This window comes from Pseudozobellia thermophila (assembly GCF_900141855.1).
GTDB classification, from domain to species: Bacteria; Bacteroidota; Bacteroidia; order Flavobacteriales; family Flavobacteriaceae; genus Pseudozobellia; species Pseudozobellia thermophila.
In genome coordinates this window covers 1-24,452 of sequence record NZ_FQYU01000011.1, presented here as the reverse complement: position 1 = coordinate 24,452, position 24,452 = coordinate 1, and the positions used below count along the sequence as shown (strand labels likewise).

Genomic DNA, 24,452 nt, shown 5'->3' with positions numbered 1-24,452 from the left:
TCATCATTTCAAACTAAAATTTAACATTTAAACCGAGATTGAGAATTCTCGCTTGGGGCCAACTCAGAAACACCGTTGAAAAACTGGAAAGATGTCTTTCGGGATCTTGATTTTTAAAATCGGTCCACGTAATTAGGTTGTCCGCAGAAACGTATAACATTAAATCCTGTACATGAAATTTCCGTGTTACTTCTTGGGGCAGGGTATAGGAAAGCATCACGTTTTTCAATCTCAGGTACGATGTATCGTGCAGATTATAGGTAGAACCACTGTATGCGGCCACTCCGGTGTAACCATCCATGTGCAGGGCCGGCATATCGTTGGTTGGATTGTCGGGGGTCCATGCGTTACGCCAATCCTTGGTAGGGGGAATTCCCGATCCGAAAGGCGAATTTGGTGTCCAATACTGCAAAAGGGCCTTTCTACCTTCCACGCCCTGAAAGAACATGTTGAGTCCGAAACGCTTGTATTCAAAGTTCAATCCAAAGGAATAGGTAAAATCGGGATACCTTCCGCTTATCGGAACACGGTCGTCGGCATCGATATCGCCATCGCCATCTATATCCTTCATTTTTAGGTCACCTGCCCGGGGGTTTTGGTTTCCTTCATGAACGGGGTAATTGCCGCTCGCTATATCCTCTTCCTGAAAAATACCGTCCCATACATACAGGTTAAACTCGTCGTAAGGGTAACCTACATCCCTAATGGTACTGCCGGTGCTCGGGGTATAGATAGACACCACCTCGTTCTTATACTTGGTAAGCAAAAAGTTCGTGTTGTAAAACAGCTCCCCGATATGGTTTCTATGGGTGAGTTCGAGTTCAAAACCCTTGTTGCGCATTTCGCCATTGTTGACCGTAGGATTGTTCAACCCCGTACTTCTGGGGATTTGAACGGAGGCCAGAATATCGAAGGTGTTTTTGTTAAAATAGTCGAACGAGACCCCCAGCAATGAGTTCTTGATGCTGATATCAACACCGATATCGGTTACCTCTGTGGTTTCCCATTGCAAGCTCTGGTCCCTAAAGGTGGTCAGGTTTGCCCCTTGCAAGACCTCGTTTTCCTCGTCAAAGGAGTATACCGAACTGATCGACAGGTTATTCTGGTACAGATAAGATCCAATATTCTGGTTACCCAACCTACCGTATGAGGCCCTGACCTTAAATTGATCCAACCAGTCAACACCGTTTTTTATAAAATTCTCTTCCGAGATCACCCAGCCCGCAGAGGCCGAAGGAAACAAGCCCCACCTGTAATCGGGGGAAACTTTTGACGTACCGTCGTATCTCAGGTTTGCCTCCAAAAGGTATTTCTCTTTGTAATTATACGCCAAACGACCAAAGTAGGAGCGAATGGCCCATTCTTCGGGCCGTTCCAATGCGGCCAGCCTAAAATGCGAATTGAACAGTTTCTCCCCATCGGAAGAATAGGCCTGAATATCGGTTAAGTGGGGGGCGACCGAATTTGGCCTATTGGCCCTAAGTATCCTTCGCTTGAAGCTCACCTGCTCGTAGCCTGCCATAGCGGACAAATTATGGTCTTCGCCGAATGTGGTATCATAGGCCAAGGTAGAGAACACGGTGGGGGTCGACTCGGTCATATGTTCATCGGTCAAGCCCGGCACTTCGGCACTAATGGCATCGAAGTTCTGGTTATTGGGCAACACCTCTACCCCGTCGTCGGGAAAAATATCGACGTTGTGCCAAAAATAGGTCTTGTATGATTTCTGGTGCATCTTAAAATACCTGTATTGGTAGTTGATGGCAAATTTGGTATTCCATGTCAGCCCTTTAAAGGGCTTAAGTTCAAAATTGAGGTGTGCGTTTAGGTTGTTGGTATTAAAATATTGGCTACCGATCAGGTCGAATACCTCTTGGGGCGACTGCCGGTATTGAATCGCTTGCTCACCCACATAGGCCTCACCCGCTACACGCCCATCGGGAAGGTAGGGCGGACTAAGAGGGGAGGTCGCATAAATGTACATTGGTATGAACAGGTTCATCATCGGCGGGCGCGTATCCTCGGTACTGGTCAAATTGAATGAAGTGCTCATGGTCAACCAATCAGTAACATCTATTGAATAGTTAAAAAGGCCGTTATACCGGTCAAAGTCGTAGCCTGGCGCCATGGCATCTTGGGTAAGGGCCGAAACCGAAAAATTGTACAGACTTCGGTCGCCTCCCCCGGATATCGACAGATTGTGATTGTGTACGGTGGCATCTTTAAACCAATAATCTACCGAGTTGAAGTTCCATGGATAGGTACCGTTTCGATACTTTTCGATTTCCGTTTCGGGGTAATAGGTCTCCCCTGGGAAGGAACGGGCATAGGCCGTATTGAACATCTCCATATACTCGGCCGAATTATCGATAAAATCGGGTAAGGCGGTAGGCGATTGAATAGAGACGTTGCCCCTATAACTCACAACGGGCTTGCCTTTTTTCCCTTTTTTAGTGGTTACCAGTATAACCCCGTTGGCCGCCCTTGCCCCATAAATTGCCGAGGAAGCTGCATCTTTTAAGACGGTTACGTTTTCGATCATATCGGGCGCCAGGTTGGTCAATGATCCCGCGGCACCGTCGATCAAGATCAAGGGATCGTTGCTGCCCCCATAGGAACCGACCCCCCTTATTTGGATAATGGGACTGTTTTGGCCCGGTTCCGCGCTGGGCTGAATGATCTCTACCCCCGATATGCGTCCTTGCAAAAGGTTGGCAGAGTTGGTCGCCGGCCTTTGGATCAAAACATCGCCCGAAACGTCGTCCACGGCACCCGTCAGGTTTACTTTTTTCTGGGCTCCGTACCCCACAATGACAACCTCATCGAGACTTGCGGCATCTTCTTGCAGCGCAATGGTGAAATTGGTCTGGTCCCCTACGGTTACTTCCTTGGTCGCAAAACCGATGTACGAGATGACCAAAACAGCATTTTGATCCGTAACCGCAATGGCAAAATTTCCATCGAAATCAGTTTGGGTCCCGTTTGAGGTACCTTGCTCGATCACGTTGGCCCCAGGCAAGGGCTGGCCGTCTTGATCGGTAACCGTTCCGGTAACCTCCCTCTGCTGAATAGTTTTGACCTTTTCTGCCAACTTCTCTATTAAAATGGTGTTGTTTTCGGTAACGACAACGTTGAAATGACCACTGGACAAACTTCTTTTCAACAGTCTATTGGCAAGTATGGTCCCTTTTTTTACCTCAACCTTGGGGTAGTCATCAAAAATACCTTCTTGGTAAATAAACTTGTAATCGGTCTGGTTCATAATGAGATCAAAAACCTCATCGACGCTTATCGTCCTATCGGCATCTATCTTAACTTTTGAATTTTGCGACAGGATGGTATTCGGCGCGAAACTGAATACCGTGGTAAGCGACAAAAAGATAAAAGTTCTCATAATATTGATTAACAATCCCCTCCTGAAGCGGAATAGGACATTTTGCAAATTAATTTTCATAAATTTGGTGGTTATTAGTTAGTTAAACATTTTAATTAATTAGTAATCACAATCGGGGATTTGAGCATATACTTTCCAGGTGTCCGCTCTGTCCCCTTTTTACATGTCATACTATACTGTGGGTCCTTATTTCAAGATGATTTTCTTTTCATTTATTTCATAGTTTTCGATTATACTTAAAGTTTTGATTGCCGATAAAATTTCCTGAAGGTCTTGGTTCTTGCCCAGCACACCTTTGAAAGTCACCGCTTCCAGCTCTTTATTTTCAAAAACCACGTCTACGTCATACCACCGCGATATCACTTTCATGATGTCTTTTAAAGGTTTGTCCCTAAAACTGAAGATGCCGTTTTTCCACGAAGTCTCGTTGTATACGTTCACCTTGTACACATTAAAGGTGTTGCTCCCTATATCCAGTTTTGATTGTTGTGCCGGTGCCAGCTTCTGTACCTGGCCTCCACTACCTACGGTAACCGACCCTTCGACCAAGGTGGTATAGATATGGGCCTCGTCCCTATAGGCCTTGATATTGAATTCGGTGCCCAAGACCTCGATTTCCTGGTTTTTGTTCAAAACCTTGAATTTAGACCCCTTGTGCTCGGTACTTGGCGAGACATCGAAATAGGCCTCGCCATACACCAGTTCAACCTCCCGTGTTTCGTTCTCCCTAAAACTTACGGGATATTTTAAGCGCGATTCAGAATTGAGCCAGACCTCCGTACCATCGGACAACTTGATGTAAAATTGTCCGCCTCGCGGTATCGTCAGGTAATTGTATTCTATTTTGGACGGCTTGGCCCCCACGTTCTTGTACACAATTTGTTCGCCATTACTTTTTGCATGGGGTGCATCGTACGGGTTGGTTTTGTCCAATGCTACCATAGATCCATCTTCCAAGGTCAGGATCGCCTTGTCGGTACCGGGTTCGATTGTATTTTTCAAGGTAAGCTCTACCGGTTTTTCCTCAATCGGCTCTGCGGGCGAATTAAATTGATAAAAATAGGCACAGGCAAAAACGCCTATGACTACCGCAGCTGCCGCATAGTTCATCACTTTGCGCCTTCTTTCGAGTTTAATGGCCTTTTTTTCGTTGGCCATCTCCCGCAACAATCTATTTTTTAACTTTTCCGAATCGAACCTTCTCATATTAAAATCGATGGCGTAGTTTGTTTTGACATAAGCCTTAAAAAGTTTTTCATGACGGGGGTCTTCCATCCAATTTTCCAATTCTTCGAGCTCAGAGATTGAAGCTTGGTTATTGATGAATTTTATGATTAGATTCTCCGTTTCTGGGGCGATCATCAAGGCCAATTATTTAATGCAATACGTTTGATTTTTTCATTACCCTATCTAATTGTGATATTTTTTTATATTTTCGCAATGGAAGGCGCCGATTACTGCCATTTTATCATATGACCGAAAACTACTCCGACAATGCGCAATTGATAAACGCACTCAAGAAAGGGAGCTCAAAGGCGTTCGATTATTTGGTAGACACCTATCACCATAAGCTCTGCATGTATGCCTATAGCCTAATACACGACCAAGATTCGGCCGAAGACATAGTGCAGAACGTTTTTGTGCGTACTTGGCAAAAACGCCATAAACTAAAGACCACCTTTTCGATCAAAAGCTTTTTATACAGGTCTGTCTATAATGAATTTATCGACCAATATCGCAAACGAAAGCCCTTCTTTCCCTTGGAAAAGAAATATATCGATACCGTTACCGAAATTGTTGAGGACGACGACAAACACTCCTTGGAGCGTATTATCAACCTGGTCAAACAAGAAATTCAGAACCTGCCGCCCAAGTGCAGGGAAGTCTTCCTATTAAGCAAGGAAGACGGCCTGAGCAATGTGGAAATCGCGGAATACAAAAATGTCTCCATCAAGGCCGTTGAAGGGCATTTGCACAAAGCGTTCAGTATTTTGCGCAAAAGTTTCGACGGTAAGTTCGACAGTTATTTCTTCCTGTTGTTCGGATTCGCCAAAAAGGAAGGATAATCTTCGCCTCCCCTTGGTTTTTTGAGCCCCATTTTATTCGTTCATGCCGTAATTGTTCATCCATTCGATATCCTTTGCCCTCTCGACCGGACTAACGGACACTTTTTCTACCTTGCCCTTTCTATAGCGTACCTCGACGATGGTGTTCTTTGGGGCATGAAGTTTAAAATCAACGTCCCACTCCTTGGGCCAGGCAGGAAAAAGGTAGATCTTGTCCCCTACGTTTTGCATGAGCATCTCCTGCAAGGCTATCATGCCCGACCCTCCCCAATTATGATCGGGCACCCAGTCATGGCCCGGACCCCAGAATGTCGGAAACCTTCTATCGGCATCTTGCATCTTTTTTACGATTTCCCTCGCGGCCTCGTCGGTCAGGCCCAACCTTGCGCAAAAAATAGGGTCTTGGTGCCAACTGACATGGTTTTTTTGCCCTGGTACATCGGCACCGTAAAACCACGTATTCCTGGCCACCTCGAGGCCCTCCCGGCCCACACCATGAACCCCCCACGGATAAACACTGTACAACTGGGGCAGTTCAACGTTGTTTATTCGTTCCCACGATTGGGCAGGCGCCAAGGTTTTCTTTCCGTTCTGCATCCGATAATGGATGCCCTCGGGCAAACGTTGGAAAAGCGATTCGATATAGGTACGGGTCGAATCGTCCAGAATCTCCCGAGGCAGGCTCGACATAGACCCGATTACCGATTTCATCGCCGTTATGACGGTTATCGGGTTCGTGGCCATTTTATACGTTTCACCCGCCGTGGAGGGATAAAAAACCAGATGTCCTTGCTGATCCAAACTTTGAGTCGTTCGCAGCCGGCTTAAATACTGGTAGTGTTCATCGTAAAAGCGAAGGCAACTTTCGATAAGGGGGATGTACTTTTTAATGGCAACACCTTTGTACAGATAGGCATCGAGTATCATTTTACAAAACTCGAAAGAAGTGTCCCATTGGTATTCTATCCACGAGTTGTATTGGACCCCAGGGTCGAAGTATTCCGGTCTCTTCCACCCGTACTCAAATCCAACAGGGAGGCCGAAACGTTCCATCTGTTCCGTAAAGCTCGCCCCGCCGTGCCCCCAGTAATGCCGGGTCCGTATTTCCGCATTTTTTAGGGCATCGGCATAAAAATCAAATTGCGGCGCCATCATATCAACATCCCCACTTTTGAGCATGGGCCAATACACGAGCCGCTGGTTCTGGGCCGTTGCGCTACCTCCTCCCCAACTTCTGTAATCGGGACTATACCTCATTTTAGCATTTACATATTCGGGATCTGTGGTGAAGAGGCCTCCATTGAATTTGGTAGGAAAGCTGCCAAAGGCATTGCAACCCAATTGGTACCTGAACACTTGATAATTTCGGGCTACCTGCCATCTTTTATCCTTTATATCGGGCTGGTCTTTGTTGATGTATATATGGCTCCTGTCCCAAAAATCCTCCCACCAGTCCATACTCCTTTTCCTGGCCGACATTCGCGTCTTGGCAACATCTCGCTCCACATTTTTCAGTGCTGTTTCCCACTCCTGCACCGAAGTTGAGTGTTGGTTGTGCATGACCACCTTTATGCGGTGCCTACGTGCAGGTTGTACCGACTTGAGCCGCCATCCGCGAAAATCGGTAGAAGCATACCTACCCCTTACGGTATCCAAGGGCTGCATGTTGCTGCCTGTCATACGCCCGCCATAGGTAAGGTTAGCCATGGGGTTCCACAACTGCGGTTTCACGGAATCGAGGCCCTGCTGCCGCACGAGCAGGTCAAAAACAGTCTCACCGGAATTACGGTGGTAAAACAGTACGCCCGATTCCGAAAATTCGACCCTATCCTTTTTTGCCACGGCCGGAACCGGGGCCCCGAGATAGGTCCTGCACATATTCTTCTCAAGCCCCACCAGTTCACGGTCTTCATTGCGCCAATTTTCATAGGTCGCTATTACGGTTATTTTCCGGTTCGAATCGATATCGATATGGGAGACGGGGCGGAACACATCGGCCCAAACATCAACGGCGACCCTTACATCGCCTTTTTCAGCCATGATTTGAACATAGCCCTCCTTCAACTTCAACTCTTGCCGAAAACTGTCGGGGCCATCGAAGGGATTCGGCGATAGTGCTATTCTTAGACGGCCCAGCTTGGGAAACGAATTCAGTTCGTCGAAGGTGCCGCTTCGGCTAAGGTAGATGAGCAGGTCGCCCTTCTCTACCCATACGTTCATCCCTACGTCGCCACCGCCGCACGGCATAGATTCCAAGGAATTTTCACTCGGTGATTTCCATACGATATTGTATGACTCCAATGGATCGGGTTGTTTTGCCCACCCCATGGAAAAGGACAGACCAAAAAGAAAAACGCCTATAAGCTGATACATCGACAAAATTTGTTTGAAACAATTAACCTTAAACCTGCCCAAATGACAAACACTGGGCACCCCAACCTTTGGGGTATACAGAAAGGGACTACATACCTAATACGTTTGACAATGGCCAAACCCTTTGTTTCGATTGCAATCTGTATACCTGCCCAAAAATTTTGAGGGTTCTTTCCTACAATTTTGATGATGGACAGGCGTAAGAACCCTACATTGCGTTTTATCTAGAATAATTCCAAATTAATGAGAATGTAATAATTTTTTTGTCAAATAAGTGTCATATTTATACTTTAAGGCTTCCAAACCAAATATTTCATACGAATATGGCAAATGTATTATGGTTGCAAGGAGGTGCATGCAGTGGCAACACGATGTCCTTTTTAAATGCCGAAGAACCCACGGTGGTGGAACTCATCACCGATTTCGGACTCAACATTTTATGGCACCCCACAACGGGTTTACAGATTGGGGACCAAGTTCAAGACCTCTTAAAGGATATCTTGGCCGGTAAGGTTCAGATGGATATCCTTGTTTACGAAGGTTCGTTGATCCAAGGCCCGAACAACACGGGTACAATGAACTATTTCGCCGACCGTCCGATGATGGACTGGATCAAAGAACTCTCTGAAGTTGCAGGTTATGTCGTCGCTATCGGCGATTGCGCAACATGGGGAGGTATACCTGCGGTTCCTCCGAACCCCAGTGAGTCTACCGGATTGCAATTCCATAAGAAAAACAAAGGTGGTTTCCTAGGGGCCGACTATGTATCAAAAGGAGGCTTACCGGTAATTAATATTCCCGGTTGTCCGGCCCACCCCGATTGGATCACACAAATTCTTGTGGCCATCGCCGTAGGAAGGATCGGTGATGTTCAAATCGACGATTACCACAGGCCAAAGACCTTCTTTACCGATTTTGTACAAACGGGTTGTACCAATGTGGTCAACTTTGCACAAAAAGTAGATGGTGGCTTTGGTAGGCGTGGCGGATGCCTATTCTATGAGGTTGGTTGTAGAGGCCCAATGACAAGGGCTAGCTGTAACAACATTTTGTGGAACAGACAGTCAAGTAAAACGAGGGCCAATCATCCTTGCCTTGGTTGTACCGAACCCGGTTTCCCGCACCACGACCTCAAAAAGGGAAGCGTTATGAAAACCATGAAATATATGGGCACGTTTCCAAAAGAGGTTCCTGAAGGAAGAACTAAACTAGCCTATTATATGGAGGCAGGTTTCCAAAAGATCATGCCTTCGAATAAGAGAGTACAGGAAACTTCAAAATAACCGAACCTTAAAGAATCAAAAATGTCAGTTAAAGAATTAAATATATCTCCTGTTGGCCGCGTTGAAGGCGATTTGGACGTAAAGGTCTATATCGACAACGGCAAGGTTACCCGTGCCCATACACAAGCGGCAATGTTCAGGGGCTTTGAAAAAATAATGGCGGGCAAGGACCCTCAATCGGGTCTCGTGGTTACGCCTAGAATTTGTGGAATCTGCGGAGGGTCCCACCTCTATTGTGCCTCTTCGGCTCTCGATACCGCATGGGGTACCAAGTTAACGCCCAATGCCCTTTTGTTAAGGGCCATCGGCCAGGCTTCAGAAACCCTTCAAAGTATCCCAAGATGGTTCTACGCCATCTTCGCGACCGATTTGGCAAATAAAAAATATGCAGATAAACCTTTATATAAGGAAGTAGTGAAACGTTGGTCCGCCTACGTTGGCGAGACCTTTCAAATAGGATTGACCGCCAGTGGACTGCCTGTTCAGATATACGCTTTGTTCGGTGGCCAATGGCCACACTCGAGCTATATGGTTCCGGGTGGTGTCATGTGCGCCCCTACTCTAAAGGATATTACCAGGGCGCATGCCATTCTTGCCCAGTTCAAGAATGATTGGTTGGAACCCGTTTGGTTGGGTTGCTCCATTGAACGTTACATGGAAATAAAGACTTGGGACGATATGTTGGCGTGGGTAGAAGAGAACGAGTCGCAGAGAAATAGCGACCTAGGCCTTTTGATCCGTGCAGGAATTGAATTCGGATTGGACAAATTCGGTCAAGGTGTGGGCAAATTCTTGGCAACGGGAACCTACTTGCACAAAGACATGTACAACAACCCGACCATTGAAGGTAGAAACGACGCCCTGATTTCTTCGAGCGGATTCTTCGACGGCGAGAACTATCACGTATTCGACCACATGAAAATCAGCGAGCACGTGAAGCACTCATGGTACGATAACCAAAAAGACGGACTCCATCCTTGGGATGAGCCCCTACCAACACCCATGAAGTCGCAGACCCTGCACGAAACCGATTTCGACAATCAGTACAGCTGGGCCAAATCGCCACGTTACGACGGCCATGCCGCCGAAGCTGGACCATTGGCCCGTGCCATCATGAACGCCAACCCGGCCAACAAAGACCATCAAATTCAAGACCCTTTGTTCGGTGACATAATTAAAAAGCTAGGCCCCAGTGTATTCACTAGGGTATTGGCCAGGGTACATGAGGCACCAAGAATCTACACCTTTATTGAAAAATGGTTGTCAGAAATCGATTTGGATGGCGAATTCTATGTTAAACCCGTTGAGAAAGACGGCAAAGGTTTTGGTGCTACCGAGGCGGCACGTGGTGCCCTCGCCCACTGGATCGAAATCGAAAACGGTGTGATCAAAAACTACCAAGTCATGGCGCCGACCACATGGAATGTCGGTCCGCAAGACGGTAACGATAACCCTGGTCCCATAGAGACTGCCCTGTTGGGTACCGAGATAGAAGATCCGTCAGATCCCGTTGAAGTGGGTATCGTGGCGCGTTCCTTCGACTCGTGCCTGGTATGTACCGTACATGCCCATGATGCACACAGTGGCGTTGAACTATCCCGATTTAAACTGTAATTACAGATTTCAATATTGATTACCTTAGACCTCACAGATCTTAGAGACCTGTGAGGTCTTTGTATCTAAAACAAGAGAGCTTATGAAGACGGCAATAATGGGCTTCGGAAACCCCGTACGCAGCGATGATGCAGTAGGTATTTACGTCATCGAAGAACTGCGTAAAAAACTCCCCGATACCGAAGATATCAGCATTTTTGACATGGGCACCGCGGCCTTTGAGGTACTCTTTGGCCTAAAAGGGCACGACAGGATCATTTTGGTAGATGCGGTACTTAACAGCAATGAACCTGTAGGCACCTTGTTCAAGGTACCTGCGGAAGAAGTAGTGAAGGCCCCGCAAGACGACCCCATGGTCTTTTTACACGGAATGAAATGGGACCAAGCCCTATCCTATACCAAAAAAATACTGCGCGATGAATATCCCGAGGATATCCAAGTGTATCTCGTCGCTATCGAAAACACAAAACTAGAGATAGACTTGAGCGATGAGGTCAAGGATGCCGGGGACAAAATTATACATCACATTTTGGAAGACCTAAAGCTATCGATACCCTCGTGAACCCTAAAATTAGCCTAAAAACTTCCCATATTTACTTAGACCATGAGCTGATAGCCCCCATTTTTGGGGAAAGCCTGTATGCCTATGTAACCTATGTAAAGGAACAGGGCCATATTTTGATCACGCCTGTTACAAGCCAGTGGTTCGTAAAAATGTACAAACCCACGCAGTTTCTATTAAAATCGCGTAACTTAAAGGGTGACAAGACCCTTGCCGTTCGCGAGTTGTTGATAGATAACGATTTGGATATGAGCGATAGGGACCTGGACTATGAAATTATCGAAAAGACCCGTTTGATCAAGGTGGCTATCTCATGACGAAACAACGAAACAATTGGCTTTTGGATGCCGAGGTACAATACAAGGTTACCCCGGTAAAAGGCCGTTGGGAAGTTTCGCTGATATTCATCAACACCAAAGACCCGAAACAGGTCTTGGTTCAGACCATAGGGGATTACAGAACGGAACGCCTGGCCGAGATATATGGCAGAAACATGATGTTGACGGCGGCAAAAGACCCCCGTGGCACACAAAAAGTAGACAAAGATGCTTACGATATTAACAACAACTGAGGCCTTGCAGAACGCACAAGATGCGATTGCGAGCGTTGACCGATTGGACGAATTGGTCACGGTAACCGACAACCCCGAAGGCATAACGGACGTTAAGACGCTGACATTGGAAGCCGATACTATATCGATTCCCTTGGATTGGTACGATTTGGAACCGCCCTATGTGTTTCCCAAGGTTCCATTTACCCCAAAAAATTTGCTTGCCTTGGTGTTCTACAAGTTGGGAAACCATCAGAAGGCCTTTGAATTTGTTTCGGAAGAATCGCCCCTGTACCACCATCTTTTAATTGCGACCCATTTACAGTTCGGCTATGAGATTTCGCACAACATGATCGATTTCTGCTATAATACCTCGGCCCATAACAGTGCCATTATCAATTATTACGGTGCCGTGGCGCCATCCCCGGGGCATGCCGAGCTTAAAAAAGGATTCACCGAAGCCCTGTCAAAGGCCGAAAATGACGAGGTCAAGGTTTTTACAGCAAAACATTACCTGAATTTGTTACTCGATTCAGGAGAATTGGAGGAAGCCGAACAATGGACGAAAAAACTCCTTAACATTGCCGTTTCCGACGATGCCAAAAATGCCATGAACAGTCATTTGGCCGGTATTCTAATGGCCCGGTTACAGGTGCCCTACGAGCCCGAAAAATTAAATGAAGTCCATGAACTGCAGTTGGGCTGCATTGCCTATTATGAAGAAAAAGGCCTAAACGTACAGGCGGGAATGTTACTGGTCGATGCGGCCGAAATCGCCAATTTCAAGAAAGACTTCATCGCGGCGAAGGAATTGATCAATAGGGCCATCCAATATTTTAGGAAGGAAGACATTCCCGAATTCCTTGGGGAGGCCATGTACAAAAAAGCCATTCTTTTGTACACCTGGTCAAAGAATGGGAGTCCACAGTATTACAAGGCGGCCATCAACGCCTTCCAAGACGTTCTAAAGGTATTTAAACGCGATACCCATCCGCAGAAATTTGCCGATGTACACCATAATTTGGCGCTTATCTATTCGGAAATTCCGGTATCGCCCGAAGAAAAACCCATGTGGACGGCCTTTTGCGCTTCTTCCTTCAAAGAGGTACTGGCCTTCTATACCAAAGAAAAATATCCTTACGAAAACGCCATGGCCAGCCATAATTACGCAACGGCCCTGATGCATTTTCCCCCTGCGAAAATCCATAACAATCTGGAGAAGGCGGCGGGACTTTTCAATGAGGCCCTTGAAATACGAACGGCAAACGAATATCCGTTCGAACGTGCCCTTACCCTATTGAACCAATTGGAACTGGGGTGGCTCACGCACAACGAAAACAGTTCTGAAGAACTCAAAAAATACGAAGCAATGAAGGCCAAGGCCGAGGAGATAAAAACCTTGGTCGACGACAAAAACCTGATTGCCCAGGCCGATCAGCATTTAGAGGAATTGGAAAAAGTAAAAAGTTTAATTTAATGCACGAAACATCGATTGTAAACAGCATTATGCGCACCTTGGAACAGGAGTTCGAAAGGGAGAAGCTGAACAAAATGAAGGCCATTCATTTGAAAGTAGGCGTCTTATCGAACATTGAACCCCGCCTTTTGCACAATGCCTATAGCGCCTATCACCTGACCCATCCGGGGTACCACCATGTGGAATTACACATCGAATCTACCCCGCTAAAAATCCAATGTGAGGTTTGTAACCATATTACCGATGTACAGAACTATCGGTTTATCTGTGAAAATTGCGACCGGCCCAGCAAAAATGTGATCCAAGGCGAGGAAATGCTGATCCACAAAGTAGAATTTGAAGACTGACCCCAGAGGCCAGCCCATTATAACAACGAATTACGACCCTTTAGGGTCACTAAAAAAAGGAAAAAATGGTAGAAAAATCAACGAAGGCGGCACGGGGTACCGTGCAATGTGAAAACACGAACATCCATTTGCTGAAGGCCAATGATTTTGTGGCCGACATCATTAAAAAGGAAATGGCCAAGACCGGCACCCTTTTGATCAATATCACCTCTTCGGCAGGAAGCGGTAAAACGACCCTTATGCAGAAAACGGCCGAAAAGCTGAAAGACAAGATAAATATTGCCGTTATGGTCGGCGACCTCGAAACCGAAAGGGATGCCGAACGCATCCGCGAAACGGGCATTCAGGCCCTACAGATCGTAACCGGGGGCATCTGCCATTTGGAAGCGCAAATGGTACACCAGGTACTGGACCAATTCGACTTGGAAAATATCGATTTGCTCTTCATTGAAAATGTGGGCAATCTGGTCTGCCCCTCTTCCTTTGATTTGGGCGAGGACTACCGCGTAACCCTAATGGCCACTACCGAGGGGGACGACAAACCCAAAAAATACCCCAAAATGTTCCTGACCAGCGACATGATGCTGGTTTCCAAGGCCGACCTATTGCCCTACGTTCCCTTTTCGGTTGAAGCCGTTACCAAGGATGCCCGAGAGGTGAACCACGAAATAGAGGTATTACAGATATCTTCCATCACCGATGAAGGTATCGATCAATGGTGCGATTGGCTGTTGGAAAAGGTAAAACAAAAGAAAGGATAGGTCTTTCTTTTCTTTAAAGACCTCGCTGGTCAGAGACCTCACGGGTCTTCAAGACCCGTGAGGTCTGTAGGTAGGTCTGTATTCAAAACCATGGCAAAAACTTTTCAAATCATTATTTCCGGGCAGGTACAAGGAGTCGGATTTCGCCCCTTTGTCTATGGTTTGGCGCATCGTTATCGATTAAAAGGTATGGTTTGCAATAATGAGGATGGTGTCTTGATCCACCTAAATTCAGAGGAAGAAAAGGCGGAGGAATTTTTAAGGGCCCTTATTGAAAACGCCCCTGAAATTTCAGTTATTCAATCACATTCTCTTACAGATATAGCCTTTCGTGAATATGATACCTTCAGCATAGCTCCTTCAAAAGCCCAACACCAGATCAACATTCCGTTAACGCCCGATTTTGTCATTTGCGAATCCTGCAAATCGGAGATGCGGAATACGACCGACCGCCGATACGCTTATGCCTTTACCACCTGTACCCAGTGCGGGCCCCGGTATGCGGTAACCACAAAATTTCCCTTTGAACGGGCCAACACCACCTTATCGGACTTTAGCATGTGTACCGAATGCGAAACGGAATACACCAATGCCGATGACCGGCGCTTTCATTCACAGACCAATAGCTGTAAGGAATGTGGCATTCAATTGAACCTAACGACTTCGGATGGAACGCCCCTAGCCACCGACACTACCGAGATTATAAAAAAAGTTTCGGGATTCATTCTTTCGGGAAACATCGTAGCCCTTAAAAACACGAACGGCTATTTGCTTTGTTGCGATGCCAACAACAAAACGGCCATAGCCCGACTACGGAAAAAAAAGCAACGCCCCAGCAAACCCTTTGCCCTCCTCTATCCGTCACTCGAAAAAATAAAAAACGACTTTGAACTCGGTACCGCAGAGGAAAAGGCACTTAGCTCTTCGGCAGGCCCCATTGTTATTCTTGATCCCAAGAAAGGTATTGCCGATCTGGAACGGGAAAGCATCGCCCCCCAACTACACCAATTGGGTGTAATGTTGCCTTCTTCGGCCCTGCTCACCCTTTTGATGGACGCCTTGAAAATCCCCATTATCGCCACGAGCGGAAACATTCACGGTTCACCGATCATTTCCGAAGCCGCCGATGCCGTAGCGAAGTTATCGGACGTTGCCGATTACTTTGTACACCATAATTTAAAAATAGCGTTCCCGCAGGATGATTCGGTCGTCCGTTTTGCCGGAGAACAACAGATTACCCTACGACGTTCCCGCGGGCTCGCCCCCAATTATTTGAACGCCCCCCTATCGGGAGAGAAAAAGGTACTGGCCATGGGCGCCCACCTGAAAAGCACTTTCGCTTTTGTTCCCAATGGCCACACCTATGTGAGTCCCTATTTCGGAAACCTCGACAGCTACGACGTCTTAGAACGTTTCCAAGAAAACATAACAAAATTCACCTCCCTCTTCGAAACACGGCCCGAGGTCGTTTTGATCGATGCCCACCCCCAATACCAGAGCAGTATTTTGGGAAGGGAATGGGCCAACGAATGGAAGGCCGAACTACGGACCGTTCAACATCACAAGGCCCATTTTTCCAGTGTTTTGGGAGAACACGGCCTGTTCGACACCGAAGAAAAAATAATGGGCGCGATTTGGGACGGCACCGGTTTGGGCGATGATGGTGCCATTTGGGGCGGCGAGTTCTTCGTTTTTGAAAACGGAAAGATAGAACGCTTGGCCCATTTTGAATATGTCGATTGGATCGCTGCAGACAAAATGGCCAAGGAACCCCGTTTGTCCTTGCTATGTATGCTTCCCGAAACCCAAAGGGAAGGGGTTCGGCAAAAATTCTCTAAAACGGAATGGAAGGTCTACAACACAATGTTGGAAAAAAATACCTTGAAAACCTCTTCCGTCGGCCGCTTATTCGATGCCGTGGCCTCGCTTCTTGATTTGGGCGATACGACTTCCTACGAAGGAGAGGCCGCCATGCTTTTGGAAAATGAGGCCAAAAACTATTTGGGTAGCGATTCCATCAATTTTCTGGAAGGGACACCATATCAAAACATCCCCGTAAAAACCCTTATGGCCAACATCCAAAAAGCAAAAACGGAAGGGCTGAAAAAATCACAAATCGCGCATGGTTTTATCCATACCCTGGCCCTATCGATTTTAAAGACGGCAAGGCAAAACCATTGCAAAACCATAGCCTGTAGCGGCGGTGTTTTTCAGAATTCGCTATTGGTCGAAAAACTGTCGAAACTATCGAAAACACAAGGCTTCAAGTTAAAATTTAATCGTATATTGTCTAGTAACGACGAGAACATTTCATTCGGACAACTATGCTATCATCAGTATATTAAAAATTGAATTATGTGCTTAGCAATTCCAGGAAAAATAAAGAGTATCGAATCGCAATATGACGGTATGGTACGTATGGCCAAAGTGTCTTTTGGCGGTATTACCAAGGAGGCCAGTCTAGAAATGCTGCCCGATGCCGACGTAGGTGATTATGTATTGGTGCACGTGGGTGTCGCCATTAGCAAAGTAGACGAGGAAGAAGCACAAAAAACGTTCAAATACCTTGAGGAAATCGGGGAATTGGGCGACTTGGAAGACGTTGATGAATATTTACCAAAAACCGATAAATAGCGCATTATGAAGTACATGTCGGAATACCGCGACCCCGAGTTGGCAAAAAAATATTTGGAGGAAATAAAAAGAACCGTTTCCCGACCTTGGTCCATTATGGAAGTTTGTGGGGGGCAGACGCACAGCCTGGTAAAAAATGGCATCATCGATATGTTGCCCGATAAGGTCACCATGATCCATGGGCCCGGTTGCCCGGTCTGTGTCACTCCCTTGAACCTTATCGACAAAGCCATATACCTCGCTTCGGAAAAAGGAGTGATCCTCTGTTCCTTTGGCGATATGCTTCGCGTGCCCGGTTCCGAAAAAAGTCTTTTGGAAGCCAAGGCCGAAGGTGCCGATGTACGGGTTTTATATTCGCCCTTGGAGGCCGTTAAAATTGCCGAGGACAACCCCGACAAGGAAGTGGTTTTCTTTGCCGTTGGGTTTGAGACGACAGCCCCTGCCAATGCCCTGTCCGTTGTGCATGCCCACCGTAGAGGGGTAAAAAACTATTCCATCTTGGCATCGCATGTATTGGTGCCCCCGGCCATAAAAGCGGTTATTGACGATGCGGAAAGCAAGATCGACGGGTTTTTGGCCGCAGGCCACGTATGTACCATCATGGGCAATTCGGAATACCACCCCCTATCGGCCAAGTACAAAGTGCCGATAGTCGTAACCGGTTTTGAGCCCTTGGACGTGCTTCAAGGCATCTTAATGGTCGTCCGACAGTTGGAACAGAGCCAATCGGAAGTTGAAAACCAATACGCCCGTATCGTTCGGGAGGAAGGAAATCCCGAGGCACAAAAAATCATCAACGAGGTATTCGAGGTACACAACCAAACGTGGCGCGGTATCGGAGAGATTCCCGATAGCGGCTATGCGATCCGTGATAAATATGCCGAGTTCGATGCCACCAAAAAATACAATGTCAACATAGCGGAAGCCCCCGAAAACCCTTTGTGCATTTCGGGACAGATCATGAAGGGCATCAAAAAACCTTTTGAGTGCTCCCAGTTCGGAAAAACATGTAAACCGACCAATCCCTTGGGCGCGCCCATGGTTAGTAGTGAAGGAGCCTGCGCCGCATACTATCACTTTTCAGGAATGGTGGAAGCATAATCGCGAAAGACAGGTCTTAGGCTAAATCCTATTTAAATGCAATACGAACCGATACGAGCGGACCATTACTATCATATCTACAACCAGGGAAACAACAGAGAGAACATCTTTGTTGAAGACCGGAATTATGCCTACTTTCTTCGATTGATGTACAAATACCTCCATGCCATTAGCGACATATACGCTTACTGCTTGTTGAAAAACCATTTTCACATCGTCTTGAAATTCAATGAAAATGTGGCCGACAAGGTGATTTCGCAAAAACTATCCAACCTATTCAATTCCTATGCCAAGGCCATCAACAAGGCCTACCACCGTACGGGAAGCCTTTTTCGGGACCGATTCCGAAGAAAGAGAATAGAAGACGAAAACTACCTTAAAAACTTGATCGTGTATGTGCATTTGAATCCAGAACACCACGGGTTTACCCATGATTTTAGAAGGTACAAGTATTCTTCGTACTCAAGTTACTTGTCCGATCTGCCCTCGAAGCTCGATCGGGAATTTATACTTGGGCTGTTCGAAGACAGGTCCAACTTTGTACATGCGCACCTGAACAAAAAAATGGACCTGGAAAAAAGTTTAACTTTAGAATAATAGACCTTATACGAGACCTCACGGGTCTCCAAGACCCATGAGATCTGAACTAAAAACATCATGAGACCTTACGGGTCTTGGAGACCCGTGAGGTCTGAAAAACGGAGGTCTAACCGAAAAAAATGAAAGAAAACAACAACATACGCATGCAACTGCAATGCCCCATGCCTAAACTGGACTTCGACGTCATTACCTTGGGACATGGAAGCGGCGGAGTACTTACCAACAAATTGTTGGACAGTGGGGTCTTTGACCTGCTCAGTAACGATATATTAAACAAAAGACACGACGGTGCCTTTCTCGAACTTAATGGAAAGACCGCCTTTTCCACCGACAGTTTTTTGGTCTCCCCCATCTTTTTTCCGGGCGGGAACATCGGTGAACTTGCGGTAAACGGAACCGTAAACGACCTGGCCATGTGCGGGGCCACCCCCAAATACCTATCCTTGAGCTTTATTATCGAGGAAGGACTGCCCGTAAAGGAGTTTTGGGACATTCTGGTGGCCATCAAATATGCCTGTGAAAAAGCGGGCGTGCAAATCGTAACCGGTGACACCAAGGTAGTGGAAAAGGGAAAAGGCGATAAAATTTTTGTGAATACTTCCGGACTCGGCCCCATACATCCGAAAGCGAACATTAGCGCCAAAAACATAGCGGTAGGCGATAAAATCATCATTAGCGGGAATATCGCCTCGCACGGAATGGCCATTATGTCGGTACGTGAGGGACTGGAATTCGATTCCGAAATACAAAGCGACACCACCAACCTCAACCATACGGTAATCAAACTGATCGATGAGTTTGGCGGGGATATCCACCTATTGACCGACCCTACACGGGGCGGCGTGGCCACGGTGCTAAAAGAAATAGCACAATCGTCGGAAATCGGTATCGACCTGTTTCAAAAAGACCTGCCTATAGACGACCAAGTGGCAAGCGCCTGCGAACTCTTGGGCCTCGACCCTTTGTACGTGGCCAATGAGGGACTCTTCATCGCCTTTGTGTCCGAAGCATCGGCCGATGCGGTTTTGGAACGATTACGGCAAGACGAAAAAGGCAAAAACGCACGGATCATCGGAAGCGTAGTCGGCGATCACCCTAAACAGGTAATCATGGAAAGCGGAATAGGCGGTAAACGCGTCATCAGCATGTTGCCCGGCGAACAGTTACCAAGAATCTGCTAAACCAAGAATTAAAAAAAGCTCCGAGACCCAAGAAACCATATCTATGAATTTTGAAACTTTAGGTCCGAACGTTACCAACTCATATATTTTTAAAGGTTCGGAACAAACGCCCTTTTTGGCACCAAGAGGTGTATTTGTAGCCAACAACCATCTCTTTGTTTCCGATACGGGGCGGAATCGGGTATTTATCTGGAACGACCTGCCCACATCGGAATATCAGGAACCTGACGTAGTCTTGGGCCAATCGAGCTTTTCGGAAACGGGAAGAAATTCGGGCGGTCTTGTATCGGAAAATACCTTGCACTACCCCTCCGGGATTTGGAGCGATGGCACTATATTGATCGTAGGCGACGCATGGAACCATCGGGTGCTGATCTGGCATACCCTGCCCACAGAAAATGGCCAAGCGGCCGATGTAGTCCTTGGGCAGCCCGATTTCGTTTCGAACCAACCCAATGTTGCCGGAATAGGAAACGACCCTTCGGCACAAACCTTGAATTGGCCCTATGGTGTTTTTTCGGATGGAAGTAGCCTATGGATCGCCGACACCGGAAACCGCAGGATCCTTTTTTTCGAAGACATCCCCAACACCAATTTTCAAGCGGCCGACAAGGTCATCGGCAAGCCCGATTTTACGACCCGCGATTACGAAAATCACGAACCCATATGGCCCTATTCGGTGAAAGTGAACGCCAACAAGCAAATGGTCGTCGCCGATACCCAATTCTACAGAAACCTCATCTGGAACAAGGCGGAGGATGCCTTCTCAAAACCCGCGGATGTAATCATAGGCCAGCCCGATTTTGATGCCTGCGGACAGAATCAATTTGGACTCTTCCCCAGTTCGAAATCACTCAACTGGACCTACGATGCCTGTTTCTACAAAGACGGACTTCTGGTAAACGATACGGGGAACAGTAGGATATTGTGGTTCGACAGCATTCCACAAGACCATAATGCCGAGGCCACGGCCGTCATCGGAAAGCGCGATTTTAAAACAGGAAGTGAAAACAAGGAAACCTTGCACGGTACCGCAAGTTCGCTCTACTGGCCCTTTTCCATTAGTACCCAAGCCGACAAACTGATCATTGCCGATACGGGCAACCACCGTTTGGTCATTACCGACCTAAAGCTTTAGAGGCCCAAATACAACCAATACATCCCTACGAAAATAGCGAAGAGTCCCCCCGAAAGGCGCACCGCCTTGAAAAGCGATTTGCTTTGACCTATGGCATAGCCCGATACTTTTCCCAATAGAAAGGTATATATGGTCATGGCCAGCACCGTACCTATGCCAAAGCCTACGATATATTGAAGGCTTTCGCCCTGACTTTCGAACCCCAGTACCGGGAGCAAAAGTATAAAATGGGCAACCCCTGCAAGTCCGTGCAGCACGCCTATACCAAAGGAAGACCATACATTTTGTTTTACCTTTTTATCGTGGGAATGGGCATGTTCGAGTTTATTGGTGTCATGATCGTGTTCGTGTACATGGATATAGGGCTCCTCCCCATCATGTACATGGGGGTGTTTGTGGTTTTTGGTTTTGTAGAAAAGGCTGAACAGGGCCCATAGTCCGATGGCAATCAATACCACCCCTACCAATTGCTCGCTGTGCTCCGAGATTTTTTCTATGGGAATGTACTCCCTAAAGGCAAGAAAAAGGAGTCCTATCAAAAGCATTCCTACCAAATGCCCAAAGCCCCAAAAGAGGCCTATTTTCCATACTTTTCGTCGGGTTTCAATGGCTAGGGGCGTAACCGCGGCCAAGTGGTCCGGTCCGGAAACCACATGCAGTACGGCAGCCGCAATACCGGCAAACAAAGGAAAGTTGACCATAGTGTGAATTAATAGCAACAATTTAGTGAATTACCATAAAATGAAGGCCAAAATCGCGTGATTTTATTACCCCCTACATCCCAAAAAAGTGTCGGGCAAACAGGCCCCGCCGCATAAAAATCTATCGCTTCTTGATGAGGCCCTAGGTCAAATTGGCAAGTATTCCCTATATTTACCCCCATACATGGGGTGCTCTTTAAATAGGGCTGAGATTATACCCGGAAGTGGACCACTTCGCACCTGATCCAGGTAATGCTGGCGTAGGGAAATTGGCAGGGCAGTCGCCCTAGGTTCCATTTTGGACATCCCATGATGATTATGGACAACCGGATGCAAATGGAATTTTTTTCTTCATTGATCGTATTACAATGGCTCGGGACCGCCTTTGGTGTGGTCCAGGTACTTTTGGCAAGGCAGAACAACGTGCACAATTATCTTTTTGGGATAATTGCCATTTTGATCGGTATCTATGTAATGTACCGTTCGCAACTGTATGCCGACATCCTGCTCAACCTGTACTACTTGGTCATGAGCATTTATGGATGGGCCTACTGGAAATTAGGCAAAAAAGGACAGGAGACGCCCATTTCATATTCAAATGGGAGGGAGCGCCGCATTGCCGTAGGGATCGTTCTCGGGTGTTTCATATTGATGGCCTATTGGCTCGGGCAGCACACCGATTCCGATGTGCCCTACTGGGATGCCCTGGCCTGTTCCTTTGCCTGGGCCGGTATGTGGCTGATGGCCAAAAGAAAAATGGGGTGCTGGATCTACCTGAACATCAGCAACTTTATCTCCATCCCCTTGTTGATCTACAAAGGCCTGTACATCTATGCGGGACTCACCGCCTTTTTGTTCGTAGTGGCCATCTCGGGGTATATCGAATGGAAAAAAATCATTGCACATGAAAATGGCGGCATCTATGAAAAAGCTTAGCGAATTTGATTTTGAACGGGAGGAGTTCTCCCCCGAGTTATTGGAGCAAATTGCCCGTGAAAACCTGTGGAACCTATGGGTGCCCGAAGCCTATGGCGGACTCGAAATGGGCTTGCCCGACGGCCTGAAGAAATTGCGGGAACTGGCCACGATCGACGGAAGCCTGGGGTGGACCGTAACCCTGTGCAGCGGTGCCAACTTTTTTATCGGCAACCTGCAAGAACAGGTAGCCGACGAAATTTTCAAGACCCCATGCGCACCCGTTTGTTTTGGAGGGAGCGGAGGTGTCTTTGGTACGGCGGAAAAGTCGGGCGAGGGCTATGTGCTCACGGGTACTTGGAAATACGCCACCGGGGCCCCATTTTTAACCCACTTTACCTTAAACGCCAAGATCCAAGAGAATGGTGAGGACGTACTGCAAGAGGACGGCAGTCCCTTGATCCGCTCCTTTGTCATCAAAAAGGAGGAGGTAAGGGTCATTAGGGATTGGAATACCATGGGATTGAAGGCCACGGCCACCGATTCTTTTGAAGTGCCCTCGAAATGGGTACATGCCAAGTATAGTTTTACGTACAACGAGGTGCACCAGCCCCAGCCCATTTTTAAGGTACCTTTTGCCCTATTTGCCGACCTGACCCTATGGGTGAACTATATCGGGATGGCGGACCATTTTTTGGAAGAGGCCAAGGAAACGGGCAGCCCGGAAAAAAAGTTAAAACCCCTTTACGAAACAATTAAAAGGGCCGATGCCTCGACAATGAATCTTGCAGAAAGGATACAAAAGAAGGTCGCCGCCGGAGATCCGGTTCCGGAAGCTTGGACAAACGACATACACCAAGAAGCGGCCGACTCGGTTCGTTCGCTTTCACAGGCAATAATGGAAGCCTTTCCCTATTTAGGAATTCGTGCCGCCAGGGAGAACCATAGGCTGAACCAAGTGTTCAGGGATTACTTTACCGCCACCCAGCATCATATTTTTAGAAGGCCCGAAGACCGTTAGCGCCCTCGACCGGTGTTTTACCCCAACGATCCGATGCTCCCTACTAAGTACGCAGTAGGCAGTGTTCAGTACGCAGTATGCAGTATGCAGTATTCAGTAGGAAGTACTCTGTAGGAAGTACTCTGTAGGAAGTGCGCAGTAGGCAGTAGGCAGTGTGCAGTAATCAGTACTCTGTAGGAAGTGCGCGGTAGGCTGTGCGCAGCGTTCAGTGTTCAGTAGTTCGTAGTTTTTTGTTTTTAGTTAATAGTTAATAGTTAGTGAAGTACGCAGTGTGCAGTACTCAGTATGAAGTAAGGAGCAAGCACCACAAGAATCACCGCCAACCGCCAACTGCAAACTGCCCACTGCTAACTGCTAACTGCAAACTGTTAATTGTTAATTGTTTATTGATCATTGTCAATTGTAGACTGCCAACTGCAAACTGCCAACTGCCAACTGCCAACTGCAAACTGCCAACTGTTAATTGTTCATTGTAACCTGCCAACTGCAAACTGCCAACTGCTAACTGTTAATTGTTCATTGTAACCTGCTAACTGCCAACTGTTCATTGTTCATTGCTCATTGCTCATTGTTAATTGTTAATTGTCCATCGCTCGGTCAGATTCCTGCTTTAGTGGATGCCCCGTGAACCCCAAATCCTGCAAACATATGACAGCTCCGTTGTGAAACCGACGAAGGAGGTTCACGAACACCGATAAAAAATAACAAAGCACGTGAGTAATTGCGTTCAGATT

The 24,452-nt window shown here is 47.1% G+C and carries 21 protein-coding genes; 17 read left to right on the top strand and 4 right to left on the bottom strand.

Features of this window, described 5'->3' with window-relative positions:
• Positions 1-13 precede the first annotated feature (13 nt).
• Together BUB37_RS18480 and BUB37_RS18475 are read right to left on the bottom strand one after the other, a co-directional pair.
• Positions 14-3,394: a SusC/RagA family TonB-linked outer membrane protein gene (locus tag BUB37_RS18480; protein WP_170863191.1), complete on the bottom strand. Its 3,381-nt coding sequence runs from the start codon at positions 3,392-3,394 to the stop codon at positions 14-16.
• Positions 3,395-3,580: 186 nt separating this feature from the next.
• Positions 3,581-4,756, bottom strand: coding sequence for a FecR family protein (locus BUB37_RS18475; RefSeq protein ID WP_072995315.1), 1,176 nt, complete (start codon positions 4,754-4,756; stop codon positions 3,581-3,583).
• A gap of 110 nt (positions 4,757-4,866) precedes the next feature.
• Between BUB37_RS18475 and BUB37_RS18470 the strand changes: the two genes are divergently transcribed.
• Entirely contained in the window at positions 4,867-5,460 is a 594-nt protein-coding gene (locus BUB37_RS18470; protein WP_072995314.1) for an RNA polymerase sigma factor, read from the top strand.
• 33 nt (positions 5,461-5,493) lie between these two features.
• Here the strand turns inward: BUB37_RS18470 and BUB37_RS18465 are convergent, their stop codons facing one another.
• Positions 5,494-7,833 (bottom strand): DUF5703 domain-containing protein, encoded by a 2,340-nt coding sequence (locus BUB37_RS18465; protein ID WP_072995313.1) that lies wholly within the window; start codon positions 7,831-7,833, stop codon positions 5,494-5,496.
• A 323-nt stretch (positions 7,834-8,156) separates the two neighbouring features.
• Here BUB37_RS18465 and BUB37_RS18460 point away from each other — a divergent pair, with 323 nt between their 5' ends.
• From BUB37_RS18460 to BUB37_RS18395, 14 genes are all read left to right on the top strand, one after another.
• Positions 8,157-9,116 (top strand): NADH-quinone oxidoreductase subunit B family protein, encoded by a 960-nt coding sequence (locus BUB37_RS18460; RefSeq protein ID WP_046287861.1) that lies wholly within the window; start codon positions 8,157-8,159, stop codon positions 9,114-9,116.
• Positions 9,117-9,137: 21 nt separating this feature from the next.
• Complete coding sequence (locus BUB37_RS18455) at positions 9,138-10,730, top strand: nickel-dependent hydrogenase large subunit (RefSeq protein WP_047244930.1); 1,593 nt, start codon at positions 9,138-9,140, stop codon at positions 10,728-10,730.
• Positions 10,731-10,812: 82 nt separating this feature from the next.
• Entirely contained in the window at positions 10,813-11,292 is a 480-nt protein-coding gene (locus BUB37_RS18450) for a hydrogenase maturation protease (protein ID WP_072995312.1), read from the top strand.
• Positions 11,289-11,609 carry a hypothetical protein gene (locus BUB37_RS18445; protein WP_072995311.1) on the top strand — a complete coding sequence of 107 codons (321 nt, stop codon included), beginning with the start codon at positions 11,289-11,291 and terminating at the stop codon, positions 11,607-11,609. The genes BUB37_RS18450 and BUB37_RS18445 overlap by 4 nt, the downstream gene beginning before the upstream one ends.
• Positions 11,606-11,863, top strand: a complete 258-nt coding sequence (locus BUB37_RS18440) for a hypothetical protein (RefSeq protein ID WP_047244927.1) — start codon at positions 11,606-11,608, stop codon at positions 11,861-11,863. Before BUB37_RS18445 ends, BUB37_RS18440 begins: the two co-directional genes overlap by 4 nt.
• On the top strand, positions 11,838-13,319 hold the full coding sequence (locus tag BUB37_RS18435; protein ID WP_139278141.1) for a hypothetical protein: 1,482 nt from the start codon (positions 11,838-11,840) through the stop codon (positions 13,317-13,319). Before BUB37_RS18440 ends, BUB37_RS18435 begins: the two co-directional genes overlap by 26 nt.
• Positions 13,319-13,666 (top strand): hydrogenase maturation nickel metallochaperone HypA/HybF, encoded by a 348-nt coding sequence (locus BUB37_RS18430; protein WP_072995309.1) that lies wholly within the window; start codon positions 13,319-13,321, stop codon positions 13,664-13,666. The genes BUB37_RS18435 and BUB37_RS18430 overlap by 1 nt, the downstream gene beginning before the upstream one ends.
• Before the next feature lie 65 nt (positions 13,667-13,731).
• The gene (gene hypB / locus BUB37_RS18425; RefSeq protein WP_072995308.1) at positions 13,732-14,427 is read left to right on the top strand and encodes a hydrogenase nickel incorporation protein HypB; all 696 of its coding nucleotides are present in this window, start codon (positions 13,732-13,734) and stop codon (positions 14,425-14,427) included.
• A gap of 90 nt (positions 14,428-14,517) precedes the next feature.
• Entirely contained in the window at positions 14,518-16,779 is a 2,262-nt protein-coding gene (hypF, locus tag BUB37_RS18420) for a carbamoyltransferase HypF (RefSeq protein WP_072995307.1), read from the top strand.
• 3 nt (positions 16,780-16,782) lie between these two features.
• Entirely contained in the window at positions 16,783-17,061 is a 279-nt protein-coding gene (locus BUB37_RS18415) for a HypC/HybG/HupF family hydrogenase formation chaperone (protein ID WP_072995306.1), read from the top strand.
• A gap of 6 nt (positions 17,062-17,067) precedes the next feature.
• Complete coding sequence (gene hypD, locus BUB37_RS18410; RefSeq protein ID WP_072995305.1) at positions 17,068-18,162, top strand: hydrogenase formation protein HypD; 1,095 nt, start codon at positions 17,068-17,070, stop codon at positions 18,160-18,162.
• 36 nt (positions 18,163-18,198) lie between these two features.
• Positions 18,199-18,759 carry a transposase gene (locus BUB37_RS18405; RefSeq protein ID WP_072995304.1) on the top strand — a complete coding sequence of 187 codons (561 nt, stop codon included), beginning with the start codon at positions 18,199-18,201 and terminating at the stop codon, positions 18,757-18,759.
• 122 nt (positions 18,760-18,881) lie between these two features.
• Positions 18,882-19,943 carry a hydrogenase expression/formation protein HypE gene (gene hypE, locus BUB37_RS18400; RefSeq protein WP_244526897.1) on the top strand — a complete coding sequence of 354 codons (1,062 nt, stop codon included), beginning with the start codon at positions 18,882-18,884 and terminating at the stop codon, positions 19,941-19,943.
• 43 nt (positions 19,944-19,986) lie between these two features.
• A complete protein-coding gene (locus tag BUB37_RS18395; protein ID WP_072995303.1) occupies positions 19,987-21,081 on the top strand; it encodes an NHL repeat-containing protein in 1,095 nt (364 codons plus the stop codon).
• Here the strand turns inward: BUB37_RS18395 and BUB37_RS18390 are convergent.
• Positions 21,078-21,782 carry an urease accessory protein UreH domain-containing protein gene (locus BUB37_RS18390; protein ID WP_072995302.1) on the bottom strand — a complete coding sequence of 235 codons (705 nt, stop codon included), beginning with the start codon at positions 21,780-21,782 and terminating at the stop codon, positions 21,078-21,080. The genes BUB37_RS18395 and BUB37_RS18390 overlap by 4 nt on opposite strands.
• Positions 21,783-22,112: 330 nt before the next feature.
• On the opposite strand from BUB37_RS18390, the gene pnuC reads away from it, so the two are divergent.
• Together pnuC and BUB37_RS18380 are read left to right on the top strand one after the other, a co-directional pair.
• Positions 22,113-22,718: a nicotinamide riboside transporter PnuC gene (gene pnuC, locus BUB37_RS18385; protein ID WP_072995378.1), complete on the top strand. Its 606-nt coding sequence runs from the start codon at positions 22,113-22,115 to the stop codon at positions 22,716-22,718.
• The gene (locus BUB37_RS18380; RefSeq protein ID WP_244526895.1) at positions 22,705-23,718 is read left to right on the top strand and encodes an acyl-CoA dehydrogenase family protein; all 1,014 of its coding nucleotides are present in this window, start codon (positions 22,705-22,707) and stop codon (positions 23,716-23,718) included. The genes pnuC and BUB37_RS18380 overlap by 14 nt, the downstream gene beginning before the upstream one ends.
• Positions 23,719-24,452: the final 734 nt, after the last annotated feature.